The sequence below is a fragment of the Halomonas sp. AOP43-A1-21 genome, assembly GCF_052376775.1.
Lineage (GTDB): Bacteria > Pseudomonadota > Gammaproteobacteria > Pseudomonadales > Halomonadaceae > Vreelandella > Vreelandella colorata.
Map to the genome: position 1 here is coordinate 36700 of NZ_JBQSWC010000037.1, position 17503 is coordinate 54202.

The window sequence follows — 17503 nt, forward strand, 5'->3', positions numbered from 1 at the left end:
GAGCGTAGTTAATGAAAAAAAGCCCCGCTATGGCGGGGCTTTTTTGTCTGTTTAAGTCCTCTTGTTCTACTCACGGAAACAAGGGGGTTGCATATAGGGCGGCGAAAGCGGCCGGGAGAATCTATGCAGTTCGTCGATGAAGCCTCGATTATTGTTGAGGCGGGAAAAGGCGGCAATGGCTGTCTGAGCTTTCGCCGCGAAAAATATGTACCGAAAGGTGGCCCCGATGGTGGTGACGGTGGTCATGGAGGCAGCGTTTACCTGATTGGTGACGACTCGCTCAATACGCTGGTCGACTTCAAGTTTCAGCGTTTCTACAAGGCTGAAAACGGCCAGGGCGGCATGGGCCGTCAGATGAGCGGTAAAGCCGGTGAAGATTTACACGTTAAGGTCCCGGTAGGCACCACCGTTGTGGACGTTGATACGCTGGAAGTCATCGCGGATGTCACCGAAATTGGCCAGGTAGTACTGGTGGCTGAAGGCGGCCGTCGTGGGTTGGGTAACATCCACTTCAAGTCGTCTACCAACCGTGCGCCGCGACGCACCACGCCAGGTACCGAAGGCGACCGACGTAATCTTCGTCTTGAAATGAAAGTCATGGCGGATGTTGGCCTGTTGGGCATGCCCAATGCAGGTAAATCCACCCTGATTCGCTCGGTCTCAGCGGCCAAGCCTAAAGTGGCTAATTACCCGTTTACCACCCTGGTGCCGAACCTGGGGGTGGTGAAGCTGGGGATGCACGAACACTTTGTGATGGCGGACGTACCGGGGCTGATCGAAGGTGCTTCTGACGGTGCTGGCCTGGGGCTGCGCTTTCTAAAGCACCTGACCCGTACGCGCCTGCTGTTTCATGTCGTGGATGTGGCACCCTTTGATGAGTCTGACCCGGTAGAAGCCGCCCAGGCTATTGTTCATGAGCTTGGCCAGTTCTCTCCGGCGCTTTCCGAGCGCCCGCGCTGGCTGGTGTTGAACAAATTTGATCTGCTGCCGGAAGATGAGCGTGAAGAACGCGCTCAAGCGATCATTGACGCGCTTGGCTGGGAAGGCCCGGTGTTCCGCATCTCGGCGATTAGCAGTGAAGGCACGGACAAGCTGGTTCAGGCCGCGTACCGCTGGCTGACCGAGCAGCGTCGCCTTGAGAACGAAGATGAAGACGCGCTGGCTCGCGAGCAGGAAATGCGTCGCCGTATGGAAGAAGAGTCGGTAGCCCGCATCGAAGAGCGTCTGGGGCGTCGTCGTAAGCGGCCTGATGACGAAGACGACGAAGATTTCGATGACGATGATTACGACGTTGAGGTCGAATACGCGCCCTGATGAAATATGCGGGCGTGCTTGCTCAATGTGCTAGCGCTTAGCGGTCAACGTACTTAATAACGTGCCTGATAAGGTAGAAACGGATGGAGAGTCATGAGCTGGGGGGCGGCCGCCGTGCGCTAAGCCGCGCTCGCCGAGTGGTGGTTAAGATTGGCAGTGCGCTACTGACCAATGACGGGCGTGGCCTGGATGAAGCGGCCATTGGCGGCTGGGTTGACCAGGTGGCCGAGCTGCATCAGCAGGGTATCGAAGTGGTGCTGGTGTCCTCTGGTGCCGTCGCGGCCGGCATGGTGCGCTTAGGCTGGCAGGCACGCCCAAGTGCGGTGCATGAACTGCAGGCCGCGGCGGCCGTGGGTCAAAACGGCCTTACCCAGTGCTATGAGCAGCATTTTGCCCGCCACGATATGCTCACGGCGCAGATTCTGCTGACGCATGACGATCTCTCCAACCGCAAGCGCTACCTGAATGCGCTATCGGCCCTGCGCACGCTGGTGGAAATGCGCGTGGTTCCCGTGATCAACGAAAACGACACGGTGGTCACCGATGAAATCCGCTTTGGCGATAACGACACGCTGGGTGCTTTGGTGGCCAACCTGCTGGAAGCCGATGCGTTATTGCTGCTTACCGACCAGGAAGGCCTGTTCGACGCCGACCCGCGCCATAACCCTGATGCCCAGATGATTGCCGAAGGGCGTGCCGATGACCCACGTCTTGCCGCCGTGGCTGGTAGTGGTGGGGCGCTGGGACGTGGCGGCATGAGCACCAAGGTGCGTGCGGCCAAGCTTGCCGCGCGTTCGGGTGCGGTGACGGTGATTGCCAGCGGCCGTCAGCCTGAGGTTATTACTCGCATTATGAGCGGCGAGGCGCTAGGCACGTTACTTCACCCTGAGCAGGCGCCTATGGCGGCGCGTAAGCGTTGGCTGGCGGGCCAGCTGCAGGTGCGCGGCACGCTGGTGCTGGATGCCGGGGCGATAAAAGTCCTGCGTGAAAAAGGCTCCAGCCTGCTGCCGGTGGGTGTGCGTGACGTTAAAGGGGTGTTCAAGCGTGGCGATATGGTGGTCTGCGTTGATGAGCAGGGCACCCCCGTCGCCAAGGGCCTGGTCAATTACGGTGTTGAGGAAGCACGCCTGTTAGTCGGGCAGCCCAGCCACCAGATCGAAGCGATTCTAGGCTACGTAGAAGCCCATGAGCTTATTCACCGCGATAACCTCGTGGTGATCTAGCGCAAGCGCGCTTTAGCTGAAAATAGGCAATACAAAACGCCGTTTACTGTGATCAGTAAGCGGCGTTTTTATATGGACCGTTATTGCATACGTGACGGTAGCGGTACTTGGCGGGGCCAGCTATTGGGTACGATAAACACCCGTTCAACACGCTGCTGATGGGGCATATACAGCATCACCTGCTGCGGCCCGTACTGCTCAATCAAGCGCTCTACGCCCGGCATTACTGCGGCGATTGGCTCAAAATCCTCAACTTTGGGCGGCGCTAACCAGTGAGGCTTACGCAGCCAGGCCATACGTATCGGTGTGGCTAAGCTCTCCATTGAGTTCTCCATCGAGCAATCCACCAAGCTATCTACAAGCGCGGGCCAGTCACGTAAAAAGCACCATAAGCCCCGCCGGTGGTTAAGCGTTGCCCCTTGAGGGGCGAGCAATGGCGTATGCCAGGGATAAAACAGCACGCCGGGCATGGCGATGCGATGGGTAAGAAACTCACCCACATTGAGTGAATAAGGCATCGTGTCGCGGGGGGTTAACCAGTGTGCAAGCGTGGCAAGCGCCAGCGGCGTTGTGGAAAGCGGCAGCTGGTGGCGGCGCAAGTGGGCGCATTTCAACGCCAGGCTATCCAGCCCTCCCGGGCCAATCCAGCGGTCTAGGCTGTTCGCCGGTCCATGACCGTCAGGCAAGCCGAGATAGAACTTGATGGCGACTTCCAAGTGCACCGGCGCCGGATTATCGCGCGTGCGGTAGACCATATCCAGCTCGCCCAGCGTGATGCGCTTATGATAAATCCGCACGTTCTTGGCGAGCAGGCGCGTATTGGGGGCGGTGTCTAACAGAAGATGCCACAGCCGTTCATGATAATGCCCCATGCGCGTTGCCTGCTGATGGCTGACCGCCGCAAGCGATGCGGGAGTAAGCGCCGAAAGCCAAGCGGTTAAATGGCGCTCTAAACCTAGTTCGTGAAGCGTCGGGCGCCCGCCATCGGGAATGGGGGGCGGCAGTTCAATAAGGTCAGGCGTGAGCGCAAGCCATGCCAGATCACAGAGTACGGGCGGCCCTGACGACGGCAGTTCTGACGACGGATAGCGTTCGCGGCAAACGCCTTCAGCAGGCGGGGCATTCAGCAAGAAGTTCTCCTTTGAAGGTGGTGCTCTTAACTGGCGCTGAGCTGCTACGCTTTCCTATACAGCGACATTAGCGTGATAACCGCCACCCGCCAAGGAAAGGAGCGTGCTGAATGGGCAAGACCAAATCGAAAAAGGCCAAAGCGAAAGACAAAAACGCCTCGAAGAGCCAGGCACAGAAGACCGCCCCGCAAGCATTAACGCCGCAAACCGGCGCATCGCTGTTTGAAGATGCGCGTTCGCGTCTTGAAGATGTTTTCAGGGAGCTGGACATTCACCCTGACGCCCAGGCGCGCTTAATGCAGCCGAGCCTGTCGCTTCAGGTAAGCGTTCCTGTGCGTATGGATGATGGCAGCTTAAAAGCGTTTCCCGCGTGGCGGGTGCAGTACGATACAAGCCTCGGTCCCGCCAAAGGCGGTGTACGCTTTCACCCCGATGTTAACCAGCATGAAGTTACTACGCTAAGTTTTTGGATGGCGGTCAAGTGCGCGGTGGTGGGGCTGCCTTATGGTGGCGGCAAAGGGGGCGTTCAGGTCGATGCCAAGGCGCTTTCGGCGCTTGAGCGCGAGCGTTTAGCGCGAGGTTATATTCGAGCGATTGCCGATATCATGGGGCCTGACCGCGATATCCCCGCGCCGGACGTTAACACCGATGCCATTGTCATGGGTTGGATGATCGATGAGTACGAACATATCGTGCGTGCCCATGCGCCCGCAGCGATAACGGGAAAACCGCTGCCGCTGGGCGGCTCGCCTGGACGCGTTTCGGCGACCGGCCGAGGGGCACTAAAAGTGTTGGATCTATGGGCCGAGCAGAATGAGCGTGAACCTCAGGAAACGATTGTGGCCGTGCAGGGGTTTGGCAACGCCGCGTACCATTTTGCCCGTTTAGCCAGTGAGCGGGGCTATAAGATCGTTGGGCTTTCCGACTCAAGCGGCGCTATCTACAGCGCTGACGGTCTGGACGTTGCGGCGGCTAAACAGGACAAAGACCAGCACGGCCAGCTGGCCAAAAGTCAGGCCGGTACGCAAATCAGCGGGGAGGAGCTACTGGCGTTGGAGGTGGATGTCTTAGTGCTCGCCGCGCTGGAAAACCAGATCCATTGTGACAACGTCGAGGCAGTACAAGCGGGGGCAATTCTGGAAATCGCCAACGGGCCGCTCACAAGCGACGCTGACGCTGCATTAGCCAAGCGCGATATCCCGGTATTACCCGATGTGCTGGCCAATACGGGCGGGGTGATCGTTAGCTACTTTGAGTGGCTGCAAAACCGGGGGGGGGAAACCTGGAGCGAAGAGGATGTGAACCAGCGTCTGGATGCGCGGCTAATCAGTGAAGCGAAGAGCGTCTTGATCCGCGCCGAGCAGGAAAATATTACCTATCGGCAGGCCGCTTATCGTCAGGGCATTGAGCGTATTGCCGATGCCCTTATGGCGCGCGGTAACTGTCTGGATTGCCGTTAAGCGCAGGCAAACGAAAGCGGGCGCCCAAAGGGAACCCGCTTAACGATTAGCTAACTGTTTTTAATAACTATTTTTTAATCACGGTTATTTAATCACAGTTATTTAATCACGGTCGATCTGGGTAACCTCAGAAGAGCCCTGACGTACGCTGATTTCAAGCTCACGGCCGCTTTCGTCACGCCCTTCGATATCGATGATGCCGCTTTTATCGATATCCAGGTCTTCAAACTCGACCATGCCTTCCTGAGCCGCTACCTCCAGTGCCTGACGGATATCGTCTTCGCTCATTCCCCATGCACCGGTAATTAAACGCTCACGCTTCTCTTGTAGCGTTTCACCGTTATCGAGCGAAAACTCAATGTCGGCATACCACTCATCGTCCAGCCAGCCTTCTACCTCAGCACGGCCACGGCTTTTAATACTAATTTCCTCATAATGACTGAACCCGTACTCTGAGGCGTGGGTTAAGACGTCATCAATGCGATCCATGGGCAGCGAGTCTGCCTGAGCACTACCTGCCGCCGCAGCGAAGAGTAGGGCAGAAGTCGGGATCAACAGCATTTTCTTCATGGCGTTCATGGCAAAATCCTTCTCTAGTCTTTAAATACTTCTCTAGTCTTTAACTACTTCTTCAGTCGTTAACTGCTTTAGGCAAGTAATGGCATTTCGTGAATGTGACAGAGTATTTATAGCACCCCGCTTATTTCCCTAGACTGAACAAGCCGTTCATCTGGCATTCATGTTGCCTTTGGCATCCTTGTCCTATGAAAGCACTTGCGCGTTTTGACATATTACTCAAGCAATCCCGCCAGCACCTGATGTCGTTTATCGGTGGCGGGGCGCTCTCGGCTGCGCTGCTTTCGGGTAGCGCCGTGGGCGATCAGCACTGGGAAGCGCTGCATGGCGAAGTGCGGCGTGGCGATGTAGTGTCGTTAGAAAGCATACTGGACTGGCTGGACGCGCATTATATCGGTGAGGTATTAGAGGTAGAAGTTGAGCGTGAAAAAGGCGCGGTCGAGTATGAAATAAAAATGCTGGGCCCTCAAAATCAGGTGGTAGAGTTTGAATTTGATGGTCACAGCGGTCAGCTGATGTCGATTGAGGGCGTGCGTATCAACGAAATGCGCCGCCCCTGAATCTGTCAAATCCTGAGCCTGTCAAATCAAGCCCGCATAAGGCATATAACATGAAGTGTTTACTGGTAGAGGATGACCAGGCGTTGGCGCGCGAGCTTAGCCAGGCACTGCGCGATGGTGACTGGCTGGTTGAGCATGCAGAAAACGGCCAGGAGGCCGACTTTCTAGTGCGCACGGAAACCTACGATACGTTGATTCTTGACGTAGGCCTGCCCGATGGCGACGGCACCCGCTGGCTCGCCTCCTGGCGTGAAGATGGTATCGATCTGCCGGTGCTTATATTAACCGCCCGCGAGCGCTGGGCCGATAAAGCCGCCGGTTTTACTGCTGGGGCAGATGACTATGTCACCAAGCCTTTTGAATCCGCTGAAGTATTGTTTCGCCTGCGTGCCTTGGTGCGCCGCAGTCACGGCCATTCGCACCCGGTGCTTAAAGTCGGCGAAATAAGCCTGGATACCCACACCCAACATGTCACGCTGGCGGGAAGGCCGGTTGGGCTAACCGCCCAGGAAACGCGTCTGCTGAGCTATTTAATGCACGCCGCGCCGCGTGTGGTTAGTCGCATTGAGCTTTCTGAACACGTTTACGACCGCGATCATGAGCCTGATTCAAACGTTATCGATGTACAGATAAGTCGGCTGCGCCGTAAGTTGGGTGCCTGGCGGTTTGCCACGCTTCGAGGGTTGGGCTACCGCCTGTTGGCTGAAGCGCCAGACGATCAATGAGTAAGCCTGCGCCCTCATGGCGAACCCGCTGGTCGGGCCGCTCGATTAGCCTGCGGTTGCTGCTCGCTGTTTTACTGATGATTGGGATTGCCCTGCCGGTGGCGGGCACGCTGTTGTCACACCACTATCGAAAGGCCGCGACGGAGTCTTTTGACGAGCGACTTGAAGCCACTCTAAATGTGATAATTGCAGGCGTTGCCTTTGATCCTTTCACTCAACAGCTGCGCTATGAGCGGGCGCTGGGTGACCCACGCTTTGATCAGGTGTTTTCAGGCTGGTACTGGCAGATTACCGACCAGCAGGGGCATTCTGTTACCTCGCGCTCGCTGTGGGATCAGCGTCTGCCGGTAACCGATGATGAAAAAACCAGCGGTCGTGAAGTGACGGGCCCGCGGGAACAATCACTGCGCGTGGTGGAGCGCGATATCTATCTGGCGCCATTAGAAGCACCGCTACATGTTAGTGTCGGCGCTCGGAATGACGAGCTGGTCAGCGATATGCACGAGTTCCAGCGTTTGCTGTGGCTGGGGCTGCTGGGCCTGGGCGCGCTGCTGCTGGGCGTACTCGGCTTGCAAGTGCGTTGGGGGCTTGCGCCGCTACGGCGTATGCAGGCTAATTTAAAAGATGTCGAGCAGGGGCGGGCCGAGCAGCTAGCCGTTGATCTTCCTGATGAGCTTGCCACGCTCGCGGCTTCCATGAACGCCGTATTGGCGCGTGACCAGCGGCTGATCGAGCGAGGGCGGCATACGGCCGGCAATTTGGCCCATGCGCTGAAAACCCCGTTAAGCGTGATGCGCCTGTTGGTACGCCAACTGCCCGAAGAGCGCCGGAGCGCCTGGGATGTCGAATTAACCCGCGTGGACAGCGCCGTGCGGCATCACTTGGCGCGGGCCTCGGCCGCTGGTGAAGGTGGGCGTTTTGCGCCGATTGATGTGTATGGCACGCTTTCTCCCTTATTGAGTGGCCTGGGTCGGCTTGCGCAGCGGCGCAATATTACCTTACAGCAATGCTGGGAAAGTCAGCCGCGAGTGCATATGGACACTCAGGATATTCAGGAGCTTATCGGTAACCTGCTGGATAATGCGCTACGCTGGGCAAGCCACGAGGTAACGCTTGAGGTGCAGGCAGTGGATTTGACCCTTCAACTGACCGTGAGCGATGACGGCCCCGGTATGACGGAAGCCGAGTGCCAGGAAGCGGTTCAGCGCGGCAAGCGTTTGGATGAGCAGCGCTCACAAAGCGGTCTGGGCCTGGCAATCGTGGCAGATCTCGTCACTCTCTACCAAGGTGACATGCAACTTCAACGCGCCGAGGCGGGAGGGTTAAAGGTATCTATCGAACTTCCTGTGATAGCCCGTGGTTAACAACCCGTGGTTAATAAAGAGCAAACGCTATGACCGCTGTGGATAATGCACTGCCTGGTGTACTGGTGGGCCCGCTGCTGCGGCGTATTAGCCCTACACGCCTGGTAATGTGGCTGGTTGCCTCGCGCCCACTGGCGATGTCGTTGGTGCTGCGCCCCGGGGATCGCGACGAGCAGCGGTTTAATGTTAACGATCACCACCAGCGCTTGCCCATTGGCCGACACGCTTTTATCTATCTGATCGATGTTCGCTTACCTCAGGCGTTGCCCACCGACGAACGCATAGAGTACGACCTGCGTATCCAAACGACGCAAGGCGAATGGCAGGCCCTGCCCGACTGGGCGCCCTGGCTATGTTATGAAGGCGCGGCCTATCCGGCATTCGTCATCGCCTCGCGCCATCATCGGCTAATGCACGGCTCGTGCCGTAAACCCCACCATGCCAGCGCCGATGGGCTCGTGCGCGCTGACCAATTTCTATCCGAAAGGCAGCAAGCGCCTACCGAATGGCCAGCGTGGCTGCTGATGACCGGCGACCAGGTCTATGTCGATGATGTGGCAGGCCCCATGCTGCGCGCCGCGCATACCTTGATTGAGCGCTTGGGGTTGGTAGACGAGCTGCTTGAGGGGGCGACGGTCAAGGACAGCCAGGCGCTTTACGCTGCCCCTGAAAGTTACTACCAGCGTGAAGCTTTACTACCTGATATCAACAGTAATGTGGCCCTGCGCGAACGCTTTTTTGGCGGGGTGAAGAAACCGGTATTCACCTCGGCCAATGCGTCTAATCATTTGATGACGCTGGCGGAAATGCTCGCCATGTATTGCCTTGTCTGGTCGCCGGTTCCCTGGCAGATCATGACGCCTGATGAGCCTGCCCTTAACGCCAAGGATGCCGAGAACTACCGGCAGGAGCAGGCCATTGTGGAGGACTTTGTGGCAGGCTTGCCGCAGTGCGCAAGGCTTTTGGCCCATCTGCCCAGCCTGATGATTTTTGACGACCACGATGTCACCGACGACTGGAACCTGACCGCCGAGTGGGAGCGCTGCGCTTACGGCCATCCGTTTTCAAAACGCATTATTGGCAACGCGTTGGTGGCCTATTTGCTGTGTCAGGGGTGGGGCAATGCACCGGATAAGCTCAATCCGCTGATCGAGCAGGCGACTGAATTACTGACTGAGACAGGACCGCTTTCGATTAGTCAGCAGGATGCGTTGATCGAGAGATTATTGCGTTTTCAGGGCTGGGAATTTCAGGTGCCCGGCACGCCCGCCTTGATTGTGCTGGATACCCGTACTCGTCGCTGGCGCAGCGAGCGTAGCCCCAAGCATCCTTCCGGCTTAATGGATTGGGAGGCGCTCATGGAAATGCAGCAGGCCCTGCTGGGTTGTAAAAGCGCCGTGATTGTCTCGCCGGCGCCCATGTTTGGGGTAAAGCTGATTGAGGGCGTTCAAAAGCTGTTTACCTGGGTGGGTAAACCGTTGGTGGTGGATGCCGAAAACTGGATGGCCCACCGCGGGGCGGCCAACGTGCTGCTGCAAATCTGGCGACACTCAAAAACGCCGGGCAACTACGTGATTCTGTCTGGCGATGTGCACTACTCGTTTGCTTACGACATTATTGTGCGCCGCCAAAAGCAAGCGCCGCATTTATGGCAGGTGACCTCCAGCGGCATCAAGAATACCTTCCCGGTTCAGCTGTTAAACACTTTTGACCGGCTTAACCGCTGGCTTTACGCGCCCTGGTCGCCGCTTAACTGGTTTACCAAGCGCCGTAAGCTGAGTATTCATCCCCGCGACCCCAGTGGAGCCAGTGCCGGGGAACGGCTCTGGAATGCCAGCGGCATTGGCTTGGTAACCCTGGATGATGAAGGCCGCCCGGTAGATATTCGCCAGCTAGATGTCAATGGCAATGATGTCGTCTTCCCACCCCCCGATGATTTACAGCAGTAAGGCTATCGATAGCCTGCTAGTAGTCATACAAACGTCATAAAAATGTCGCACGCTGGCGGATAAGACAGCCCGCGTTAAAAGCCTTTCTTAACACCCCCTAAGGTCGATATTAAATTTTGATTATGCTCGCTCCTGTGGGCCGTTTTAATGACGCTGCTATACGAACTGTCTTTAACGACCGTCCTTAACAACAGTTTTAGTAACAGTCTTTATAAACAAATAGCCCTCATGACTTTTGATAAGGCAACCCACATATGACCGCTCAAGAAGCACACTGGCTTAATCGCATTATTGAAGCAGAAGATCTGCATGTGTTGTTTCAACCCATCGTGGATGCGAGCCAACAGGCCATTTATGGCTATGAAGCGCTGATTCGCGGGCCTGAAACGTCGCCGCTTCATTCGCCGCTGCGCCTGTTTGATGTGGCCATGCAGGCGGGACTTTTAGTTGAGCTGGATCTGCTGTGCAGGCGGTTGGCCATTCGCCGCTTTGCCGCGCTTGAGCTTCCCGGGCTGTTGTTTTTAAACGTCATGCCGCTGACCATTGTTGAGCGCGATTTTGAGGAAGGGCTAACGCTAGGGTTTATCCGCGAAAGCGGGCTGCCGCCTGAGCGGGTGGTCATCGAGCTTACCGAGCACGTGCCGATTCACGATTACGAGTTAATGCGCCAAGCGGTCGATCACTACCGCGATATGGGGTTTAAGGTGGCACTTGATGACCTAGGGGCAGGGCATTCAAGCTTGCGCCACTGGTCGGAGCTGCGCCCTGATTTCGTCAAGCTCGACCGGCACTTTATTTCAGGTATCGATCAGGAGCCCGCCAAGCGGGAGTTTTTACGCTCGATACTAGACGTGGCGCGTAGCCTCGACTGCCAACTGATTGCTGAAGGGGTGGAAACCGCGGCTGAACATCTCTGCCTGTGGGAGCTGGACCGCAGCTTGGCGCTTCTTCAGGGGTTCTACTTTGCCCGCCCAAGCTTTGAGCCGCCGTTGCAGCTACATACCCTGCTGCCGGCCACTCACCAGCTAACCAGTCCTGCCGGGCGCTCGGCACGTTCTATTTTTCGCATGATTGAGGCCGTCTCGCCCGACTGTTCGGTACCTATATTGGCCGAGCGGTTTAGAAATAACACCGGCTTGCGCTGTGTCGCGGTAGTAGATGCTGGCAAACCTATCGCGGTGGTACGCCGTAACGCCTTTTTAACCCTGTTCACCAACCCGTATAGCCATTCGCTCTATTCCAAGCGCCGCGTCTGGGACATCGCGGATGCCAATCCATTGATAGCCCATGCGGATACCCCGCTTGAAGTATTGAGCCAGCAGTTAACCGACAGTCACGATATCGAACAGGAGGACTTCGTGATTGTGGATGCCAATGGTGACTATCTGGGGATGGGCAGCATTATTGATTTGCTGCGTGAGATTACTGCTATACAGGTGCGTCAGGCACGCCATGCCAACCCGCTCACCGGACTTCCGGGTAACATATTAATTAATGAAACACTGACCAACTATCTTGCCGCCGAGCCGGGCTTTGCCGCGGCCTATGTTGATTTGGATAACTTCAAGGCGTTTAACGATGCCTACGGCTATGCGCGTGGCGACCATGTCATTATTGCCTTATCCCGTTTGCTTCAGGCCCAGGTAGACAACGCGGGCGGCTTTATCGGTCACATTGGCGGCGATGATTTTATGATGCTGCTGCCGTTAAGCCATTGGGAAAACGTATGTCAGCAAATCCTGGACTCGTTTGAAGTGATGGCTCCGGGTTTTTATGAGGACAGCGACCGTGAACAAGGTGGCATCTCGATTGAAAACCGCCAGGGCAGCGTAAGCTTTTTTCCTTTTGTGAGCGTCTCTGTCGCCGTTAAGCCGGTTATCGACCCCGCCGTCTGCAAAGCGCTGGACATTGCCGCGCAGCTTTCAGAGTTAAAGCATCAGGCTAAGAAGATCGTAGGTAACAGTATGTTTGTGGAGCGTCGTACCTGCTAATTCAAGGCGCTTTGATCTCTATTGGTTTTTTTCTGATGCGTCATTAATTAGTCATTAGAGTGTCTTAGGGTTGTCATCTAGTGTCGGCAGGATAGCGCTATCTTCGAACAACACATTAGGTGACCTATGCACTCTTTGTCTCTGCCCCGCACGTTGATCAGCGCGGCTGTCATCAGTGCTTTTGCTCTGGTAACGGCCAATGCCTCGGCAGATCTTTCTACGCGCTACGTGGATAACGATGGCGATATGGTGGCGGATACGCCGAGCGACGAGTCGCAGTGGGTCGACCCCGATACATTGATTTTTGCCTATACCCCGGTTGAAGACCCGGCGGTTTACGCCGATGTATGGGCTGATTTTCTTGATCACCTAAGTGAAACAACCGGTAAAAAAGTCCAGTTCTTTCCGGTGCAGTCCAACGCTGCTCAGCAGGAAGCCCTGCGCGCTGGTCGTTTGCATGTATCAGGCTTTAACACCGGCGGTGTACCGGTTGCCGTAAACTGCGGCGGTTTCCGTCCGTTTGCCATCATGGCCGCCGATGACGGCAGTTTTGGTTACGAGATGGAAATTATCACCTACCCAGACAGCGGCATTGCATCGGTCGAAGATCTGGAAGGCCGTCAGCTGGCGTTCACTTCTGAGACGTCCAACTCAGGATTCCGGGCGCCTTCCGCGCTGTTACGCTCTGAATATAGCCTGGAAGCCGATGAAGACTTCGAGACGGCTTTCTCTGGGTCTCACGATAACTCCATTTTAGGTGTGGTAAATAAAGACTATGACGCTGCTGCCATTGCCAACTCGGTAGGCAAGCGCATGATTGCCCGCGGCGTGGTCAATGAAGGCGACTACGACATTATTTATACCTCTGAAACCTTTCCCACCACGGGCTACGGTTTGGCGCATAACCTGAACCCAGAGCTTGCTGAGAAAATTCAGGATGCGTTCTTCAGCTACGACTGGGAAGGCTCTGCGCTGCAGGAAGAGTTTGCTAATTCCGGTGAAGCCCAATTTATCCCTATCACCTACGAAGAGCAGTGGGCGGTTATTCGCACTATCGCTGATGCCAACGGCGTGACGTACGACTGCGACTGAGTCAGCCAATAATTTTTGTAGACATTCGGCCAGGAGGTTAACCCCTTCTGGCCGTTACATTATGTATAAGAGGTAGAACGATGTTGACACTCAGCGGCGTTACCAAGCGTTATCCCACCGGAGATCGTGCGCTCACCGATATCGAACTTACGCTGCCCAAAGGGCAGGTGATGGCGCTGATCGGGCCATCCGGTGCGGGCAAAAGTACGCTGATTCGCTGTGTGAACCGCCTGGTGGAACCTACCCAGGGCAGCATTCGTCTGGACGATGTCGAGCTTACCCGTCTTTCAGGCAACGGGCTGCGCAAGGCGCGCCGCTCAATGGGCATGATTTTCCAGGAGTATGCGCTGGTTGATCGTCTAACGGTCATGGAAAACGTGCTTTCAGGGCGGCTTGGCTATGTGGGCTTCTGGCGCAGCTTTCTGCGCCGTTATCCCCAGGACGCCGTCGCCGAAGCTTTCCGTCTACTTGAGCGGGTAGGCTTGCCTCATGCCATTGATAAGCGCGCCGATGCGTTGTCCGGCGGCCAGCGTCAGCGTGTGGGTATCGCCCGAGCGCTGCTGCAGAGTCCCAAGCTTTTACTGGTGGATGAGCCCACGGCAAGCCTTGACCCCAAAACCTCACGCCAGATTATGCGCCTGATTCGCGAGCTGTGTGCTGAGCGTGAATTGGCGACAATTATCAATATTCATGACGTGGCGCTTGCCCAGCAGTTTGCCGACCGCATTGTGGGCCTCCGGGCCGGTCAGATCGTATTTGATGGCCGCCCCGACGAGCTGACCAGCGATATCCTGACCACTATTTACGGCGAAGAGGATTGGGATACGTCGCCGGAATCAGCGGATGAGCCTGAAAGCGACCCCGCGCCTGCCCAATATGAGCGCCGGGATATTGCTGGCGCCATGGCGAGTGGAGTCGCGCCATGAGTGAGCACGCCGAGGCGTATTTAGAAGCCCGCCAACAGGCGGCCCGCCAAGGACAGTGGCGCAAGTTACCGCTGATCCATCGCCAATGGTTACGCTGGGCTATCGCTTTGGGCGTCGTGGCGTATGTAATTCTGGCGCTTGCCTCTGTTGAGGTTAACTGGGCGCGTGTGGCCGAGGGCGCCAGCCGCGGCCTGCGCTTTATTGGCGCGTTTGCTCAGCCTGATTTTACGAGCCGCAGCGGCGATATCGTCGACGGGCTGATCGAAAGCCTGACCATGACGCTGACGTCCACCGTTATCGGCGTCATGCTGGCCATTCCCGTGGGCCTGGGTGCAGCGCGCAATATTGCGCCGCTGCCGGTTTACGTGGTGTGTCGTAGCATCATTGCCGTATCGCGCACCTTCCAGGAAATCATCATCGCGATTCTATTTGTGGTGATGTTTGGCTTTGGGCCATTGGCCGGGATGTTGACGTTGGCGTTTGCCACCATCGGCTTTATGGCCAAGCTGCTGGCGGAAGATATCGAAGACCTGGACTGGCGTCAGGTGGAAGCCGTTCGGGCGACCGGTGCCAGCTGGTGGCAGACCATGAATCACGCGATTCAGCCGCAAGTCATGCCGCGCCTGATTGGGCTTTCCATGTACCGCCTGGATATCAACTTCCGCGAGTCGTCAGTAATCGGCATTGTCGGCGCCGGCGGTATAGGCGCCACGCTGAACACATCGCTTAGCCGCTATGAGTACGATACCTCGGCCGCCATCCTGCTGGTCATCATCGCCATTGTGCTGCTGTGTGAATACAGCTCAAGCCACGTCCGCCGTTGGACGCAGTAATCCCAGGCTGGGTAATTTTGGAGAACTGATATGCCTGTTTCGACTTCCTCACACGGGATACCTGTCTGGCGGCTGCGTACCACGCGCGCCCAGTGGCTGCAGTTTGGCGCATGGCTTTTGGGAATCAGCCTGTTCCTGCTTTGCTGGAAGGTGATTTCCGATAATACGATGTGGGTGTTTGTGGAAGACGCCGGACGCCAGGGGAGCGATCTTCTCAGCCGGATGATGCCGCCCAAGTGGGAGTATGCCAGCATCCTCTGGAAACCCATGTGGGACACTCTCAATATCGCCACGCTCGGCACGGCGCTGGGTATTGTGATGGCGTTTCCCGTGGCGTTTCTCGCCGCGCGCAACACAACGCCTCATCCACTGGTGCGTAGTCTGGCGCTGATGGTAATTGTCTCATCACGCTCTATCAATTCGCTGATTTGGGCGATGCTTTTGGTCACCATTCTGGGGCCGGGCGTTTTGGCCGGCATTATTGCCATTGCGCTACGTTCGATCGGTTTTGTGGGCAAGCTGCTTTATGAGGCCATTGAAGAAATTCACCCCACGCCCGTTGAAGCGATCAGTGCGACCGGCGCCAGTCGTTTGCAGATCATGAACTACGGCGTTCTACCCCAGGTCATGCCGGCGTTTGCGGGTATCAGCGTTTATCGTTGGGATATCAATATTCGTGAATCCACGGTGCTGGGGCTGGTCGGCGCTGGCGGTATCGGCTTACAGCTCAACGCGTCGATCAACACCCTCGCCTGGAACCAGGTCAGCGTCATTTTTGTGATGATCTTCGCGACGGTGCTGGTTTCCGAGTGGATATCCGCGCGCGTGCGCCATGCGATTATTTAAAGCGGTTTGATGACAAGTCTCTACATGACATGTACCAAATGAAGGAACCCAGGATGCGTTTTCCTGATGCAAGCGTTACGACGATTGATTTATTGCGCCACGGTGAGCCCGTGGGCGGGCGTATGTTGCGCGGCACCACCGACCATCCGCTAAGTGAAACCGGCTGGCAGCAGGTCACTGATGCCGTGATGCGCCATACCGTGGACGGCAGGCCACCCTATGATGCGGTGGTGACGTCACCGTTAATGCGTTGCCGTGAGTTTGCGCTGTGGCTGGGTGAAGAGTTTGAGCTGCCGGTACAGATCGAGGATGACCTTGCTGAGCTGCATCTGGGAAAGTGGGAAGGTAAAACCCACGCAGAGGTATTCAGCGAGGAGGGCACCGCCCCCATGAGCGCCTTCTGGAATAGCCCGGCGACGGTTTCACCACCGCAAGGTGAAGCCATTGACGCCTTTGATCACCGGCTGGCTGAAGTATGGCGCAATCTATTGGCCAATCCGCCCGGCAAGCATGTGCTGGTCGTGGCCCACCTGTTTGTCTGCAACGGCCTGCTGCGCCAGGTACTGGAGCAGCCGTTGGGGCGCGTATTGGCGATGGATTTGCCCTACGCTGCAATGAGCCGTGTGCGCCATGAAAAGCATGCGCTGGGCGAAACCAGTTTTATTGAGTGGATTGGGCGCTAGGTTCTGCCTGAAAAGTGCCTACGCTCGACAATACGGCGTTAAAAATCGGCTCAGAATACTCATTTACAACCTGTAAACTCCGTTTCTTCGCCGATTTTTGCCTTGTCTTGCCTTCGCTCGCCAAATTTTCAGATAGAACCTAGTTACGCTTGGCGGCACCATAAGGTTTGCGCCATGATAAGAGGCGTTGCCACAAGGAGAGTCGCCAATGCCCGTCACGTTGGGAAAACTTACGTTCGTTTTGATGTTGTTAATGTGGCTTTCAGGCTGTGCCAGCCGTGGCACTGACATCACTCAGCTCCCGCCTTCAGGGTCTCAGGAAGGTCTCTCCATGGAGCGTGTATTGATCCTGGCGCATGCGCAGCAGGCTATCGGCACGCCGTATCGTTTTGGCGGCAATACCCCCGATGGCCTGGATTGTTCAGGTCTGGTGGAACTGGCCTATCGCGCCGCCGGTATGCGTGTACCGCGCACCGCTGATGAACAGTTTCGGGCCCTTCCCACGGCCGACACGCCCAAACCCGGCGACCTGCTGTTTTTTGGCGAGCGCAGCAAGGCAACCCATGTGGGCATTTATCGTGGCAATCGACAAATGATTCATGCCCCTGGCAGTGGCCGCGCTGTGGTCAGTGTTCCCCTGGATATCGACTATTGGCAGCAGCGCTTTTTAGGCGCGGCTACGCTTGCGCCTTGACACGCCTGCTATTTTTTAACGTAGCCTCCCAGCCTGTTGCGGTCTAGATTGTCTAGTAGGTGAGGCCGTTTTTTTAATTAACTTTTCTGAGACTAATAAAGTAGTCTTGATGTATAAAAACATCTAATAAGGTCTAG

16 protein-coding genes are annotated in these 17503 nt (G+C 56.5%); 14 read left to right on the top strand and 2 right to left on the bottom strand.

Annotation, left to right across the window (positions count from 1 at the left end):
• Positions 1 to 123: 123 nt before the first annotated feature.
• Positions 124 to 1314 (top strand): Obg family GTPase CgtA, encoded by a 1191-nt coding sequence (gene cgtA, locus ACT3R7_RS17680; RefSeq protein WP_496199326.1) that lies wholly within the window; start codon positions 124 to 126, stop codon positions 1312 to 1314.
• Between the two features lie 83 nt (positions 1315 to 1397).
• The gene (gene proB / locus ACT3R7_RS17685) at positions 1398 to 2537 is read left to right on the top strand and encodes a glutamate 5-kinase (RefSeq protein WP_496199327.1); all 1140 of its coding nucleotides are present in this window, start codon (positions 1398 to 1400) and stop codon (positions 2535 to 2537) included.
• A gap of 80 nt (positions 2538 to 2617) precedes the next feature.
• On the opposite strand, the gene ACT3R7_RS17690 is transcribed toward proB, so the two are convergent.
• Positions 2618 to 3667, bottom strand: a complete 1050-nt coding sequence (locus ACT3R7_RS17690) for a DUF1853 family protein (protein WP_496199328.1) — start codon at positions 3665 to 3667, stop codon at positions 2618 to 2620.
• A gap of 110 nt (positions 3668 to 3777) precedes the next feature.
• Here ACT3R7_RS17690 and ACT3R7_RS17695 point away from each other — a divergent pair, with 110 nt between their 5' ends.
• Positions 3778 to 5127 carry a Glu/Leu/Phe/Val family dehydrogenase gene (locus ACT3R7_RS17695; RefSeq protein WP_496199329.1) on the top strand — a complete coding sequence of 450 codons (1350 nt, stop codon included), beginning with the start codon at positions 3778 to 3780 and terminating at the stop codon, positions 5125 to 5127.
• Between the two features lie 102 nt (positions 5128 to 5229).
• Here the strand turns inward: ACT3R7_RS17695 and ACT3R7_RS17700 are convergent, their stop codons facing one another.
• Positions 5230 to 5706, bottom strand: coding sequence for a PepSY domain-containing protein (locus ACT3R7_RS17700; protein ID WP_496199330.1), 477 nt, complete (start codon positions 5704 to 5706; stop codon positions 5230 to 5232).
• A 185-nt stretch (positions 5707 to 5891) separates the two neighbouring features.
• On the opposite strand from ACT3R7_RS17700, the gene ACT3R7_RS17705 reads away from it, so the two are divergent.
• The 11 genes from ACT3R7_RS17705 (at position 5892) to ACT3R7_RS17755 (ending at position 17366) form a co-directional block, all read left to right on the top strand.
• Positions 5892 to 6263, top strand: coding sequence for a PepSY domain-containing protein (locus ACT3R7_RS17705; protein ID WP_192539369.1), 372 nt, complete (start codon positions 5892 to 5894; stop codon positions 6261 to 6263).
• A 50-nt stretch (positions 6264 to 6313) separates the two neighbouring features.
• Complete coding sequence (locus ACT3R7_RS17710) at positions 6314 to 6988, top strand: response regulator (RefSeq protein WP_192539368.1); 675 nt, start codon at positions 6314 to 6316, stop codon at positions 6986 to 6988.
• Positions 6985 to 8352, top strand: coding sequence for a sensor histidine kinase (locus ACT3R7_RS17715; RefSeq protein ID WP_496199331.1), 1368 nt, complete (start codon positions 6985 to 6987; stop codon positions 8350 to 8352). Before ACT3R7_RS17710 ends, ACT3R7_RS17715 begins: the two co-directional genes overlap by 4 nt.
• Positions 8353 to 8381: 29 nt before the next feature.
• Entirely contained in the window at positions 8382 to 10301 is a 1920-nt protein-coding gene (locus ACT3R7_RS17720) for an alkaline phosphatase D family protein (RefSeq protein WP_496199332.1), read from the top strand.
• 254 nt (positions 10302 to 10555) lie between these two features.
• Positions 10556 to 12292: a bifunctional diguanylate cyclase/phosphodiesterase gene (locus tag ACT3R7_RS17725; RefSeq protein ID WP_496199333.1), complete on the top strand. Its 1737-nt coding sequence runs from the start codon at positions 10556 to 10558 to the stop codon at positions 12290 to 12292.
• A gap of 126 nt (positions 12293 to 12418) precedes the next feature.
• On the top strand, positions 12419 to 13384 hold the full coding sequence (gene phnD, locus ACT3R7_RS17730) for a phosphate/phosphite/phosphonate ABC transporter substrate-binding protein (RefSeq protein WP_496199334.1): 966 nt from the start codon (positions 12419 to 12421) through the stop codon (positions 13382 to 13384).
• Between the two features lie 80 nt (positions 13385 to 13464).
• Positions 13465 to 14310 (top strand): phosphonate ABC transporter ATP-binding protein, encoded by an 846-nt coding sequence (gene phnC / locus ACT3R7_RS17735; protein ID WP_192539363.1) that lies wholly within the window; start codon positions 13465 to 13467, stop codon positions 14308 to 14310.
• Positions 14307 to 15143: a phosphonate ABC transporter, permease protein PhnE gene (phnE, locus tag ACT3R7_RS17740; RefSeq protein WP_496199335.1), complete on the top strand. Its 837-nt coding sequence runs from the start codon at positions 14307 to 14309 to the stop codon at positions 15141 to 15143. The genes phnC and phnE (ACT3R7_RS17740) overlap by 4 nt, the downstream gene beginning before the upstream one ends.
• Positions 15144 to 15173: 30 nt before the next feature.
• Positions 15174 to 15989 (top strand): phosphonate ABC transporter, permease protein PhnE, encoded by an 816-nt coding sequence (gene phnE, locus ACT3R7_RS17745; protein ID WP_192539361.1) that lies wholly within the window; start codon positions 15174 to 15176, stop codon positions 15987 to 15989.
• Positions 15990 to 16042: 53 nt separating this feature from the next.
• Positions 16043 to 16672 carry a histidine phosphatase family protein gene (locus ACT3R7_RS17750; protein WP_193092428.1) on the top strand — a complete coding sequence of 210 codons (630 nt, stop codon included), beginning with the start codon at positions 16043 to 16045 and terminating at the stop codon, positions 16670 to 16672.
• A 208-nt stretch (positions 16673 to 16880) separates the two neighbouring features.
• Complete coding sequence (locus tag ACT3R7_RS17755; RefSeq protein WP_192539359.1) at positions 16881 to 17366, top strand: C40 family peptidase; 486 nt, start codon at positions 16881 to 16883, stop codon at positions 17364 to 17366.
• The last annotated feature ends 137 nt before the right edge of the window (positions 17367 to 17503 follow it).

What these genes read in the sequence shown, in the direction of transcription:
- cgtA (WP_496199326.1), top strand. Translation starts at nt 124, where the DNA reads ATGCAGTTCGTCGATGAAGCCTCGATTATTGTTGAGGCGGGAAAAGGC.
- proB (WP_496199327.1), top strand. Translation starts at nt 1,398, where the DNA reads ATGGAGAGTCATGAGCTGGGGGGCGGCCGCCGTGCGCTAAGCCGCGCT.
- ACT3R7_RS17695 (WP_496199329.1), top strand. Translation starts at nt 3,778, where the DNA reads ATGGGCAAGACCAAATCGAAAAAGGCCAAAGCGAAAGACAAAAACGCC.
- ACT3R7_RS17700 (WP_496199330.1), bottom strand. Translation starts at nt 5,706, where the DNA reads ATGAACGCCATGAAGAAAATGCTGTTGATCCCGACTTCTGCCCTACTC.
- ACT3R7_RS17705 (WP_192539369.1), top strand. Translation starts at nt 5,892, where the DNA reads ATGAAAGCACTTGCGCGTTTTGACATATTACTCAAGCAATCCCGCCAG.
- ACT3R7_RS17710 (WP_192539368.1), top strand. Translation starts at nt 6,314, where the DNA reads ATGAAGTGTTTACTGGTAGAGGATGACCAGGCGTTGGCGCGCGAGCTT.
- ACT3R7_RS17715 (WP_496199331.1), top strand. Translation starts at nt 6,985, where the DNA reads ATGAGTAAGCCTGCGCCCTCATGGCGAACCCGCTGGTCGGGCCGCTCG.
- ACT3R7_RS17720 (WP_496199332.1), top strand. Translation starts at nt 8,382, where the DNA reads ATGACCGCTGTGGATAATGCACTGCCTGGTGTACTGGTGGGCCCGCTG.
- ACT3R7_RS17725 (WP_496199333.1), top strand. Translation starts at nt 10,556, where the DNA reads ATGACCGCTCAAGAAGCACACTGGCTTAATCGCATTATTGAAGCAGAA.
- phnD (WP_496199334.1), top strand. Translation starts at nt 12,419, where the DNA reads ATGCACTCTTTGTCTCTGCCCCGCACGTTGATCAGCGCGGCTGTCATC.
- phnC (WP_192539363.1), top strand. Translation starts at nt 13,465, where the DNA reads ATGTTGACACTCAGCGGCGTTACCAAGCGTTATCCCACCGGAGATCGT.
- phnE (WP_496199335.1), top strand. Translation starts at nt 14,307, where the DNA reads ATGAGTGAGCACGCCGAGGCGTATTTAGAAGCCCGCCAACAGGCGGCC.
- phnE (WP_192539361.1), top strand. Translation starts at nt 15,174, where the DNA reads ATGCCTGTTTCGACTTCCTCACACGGGATACCTGTCTGGCGGCTGCGT.
- ACT3R7_RS17750 (WP_193092428.1), top strand. Translation starts at nt 16,043, where the DNA reads ATGCGTTTTCCTGATGCAAGCGTTACGACGATTGATTTATTGCGCCAC.
- ACT3R7_RS17755 (WP_192539359.1), top strand. Translation starts at nt 16,881, where the DNA reads ATGCCCGTCACGTTGGGAAAACTTACGTTCGTTTTGATGTTGTTAATG.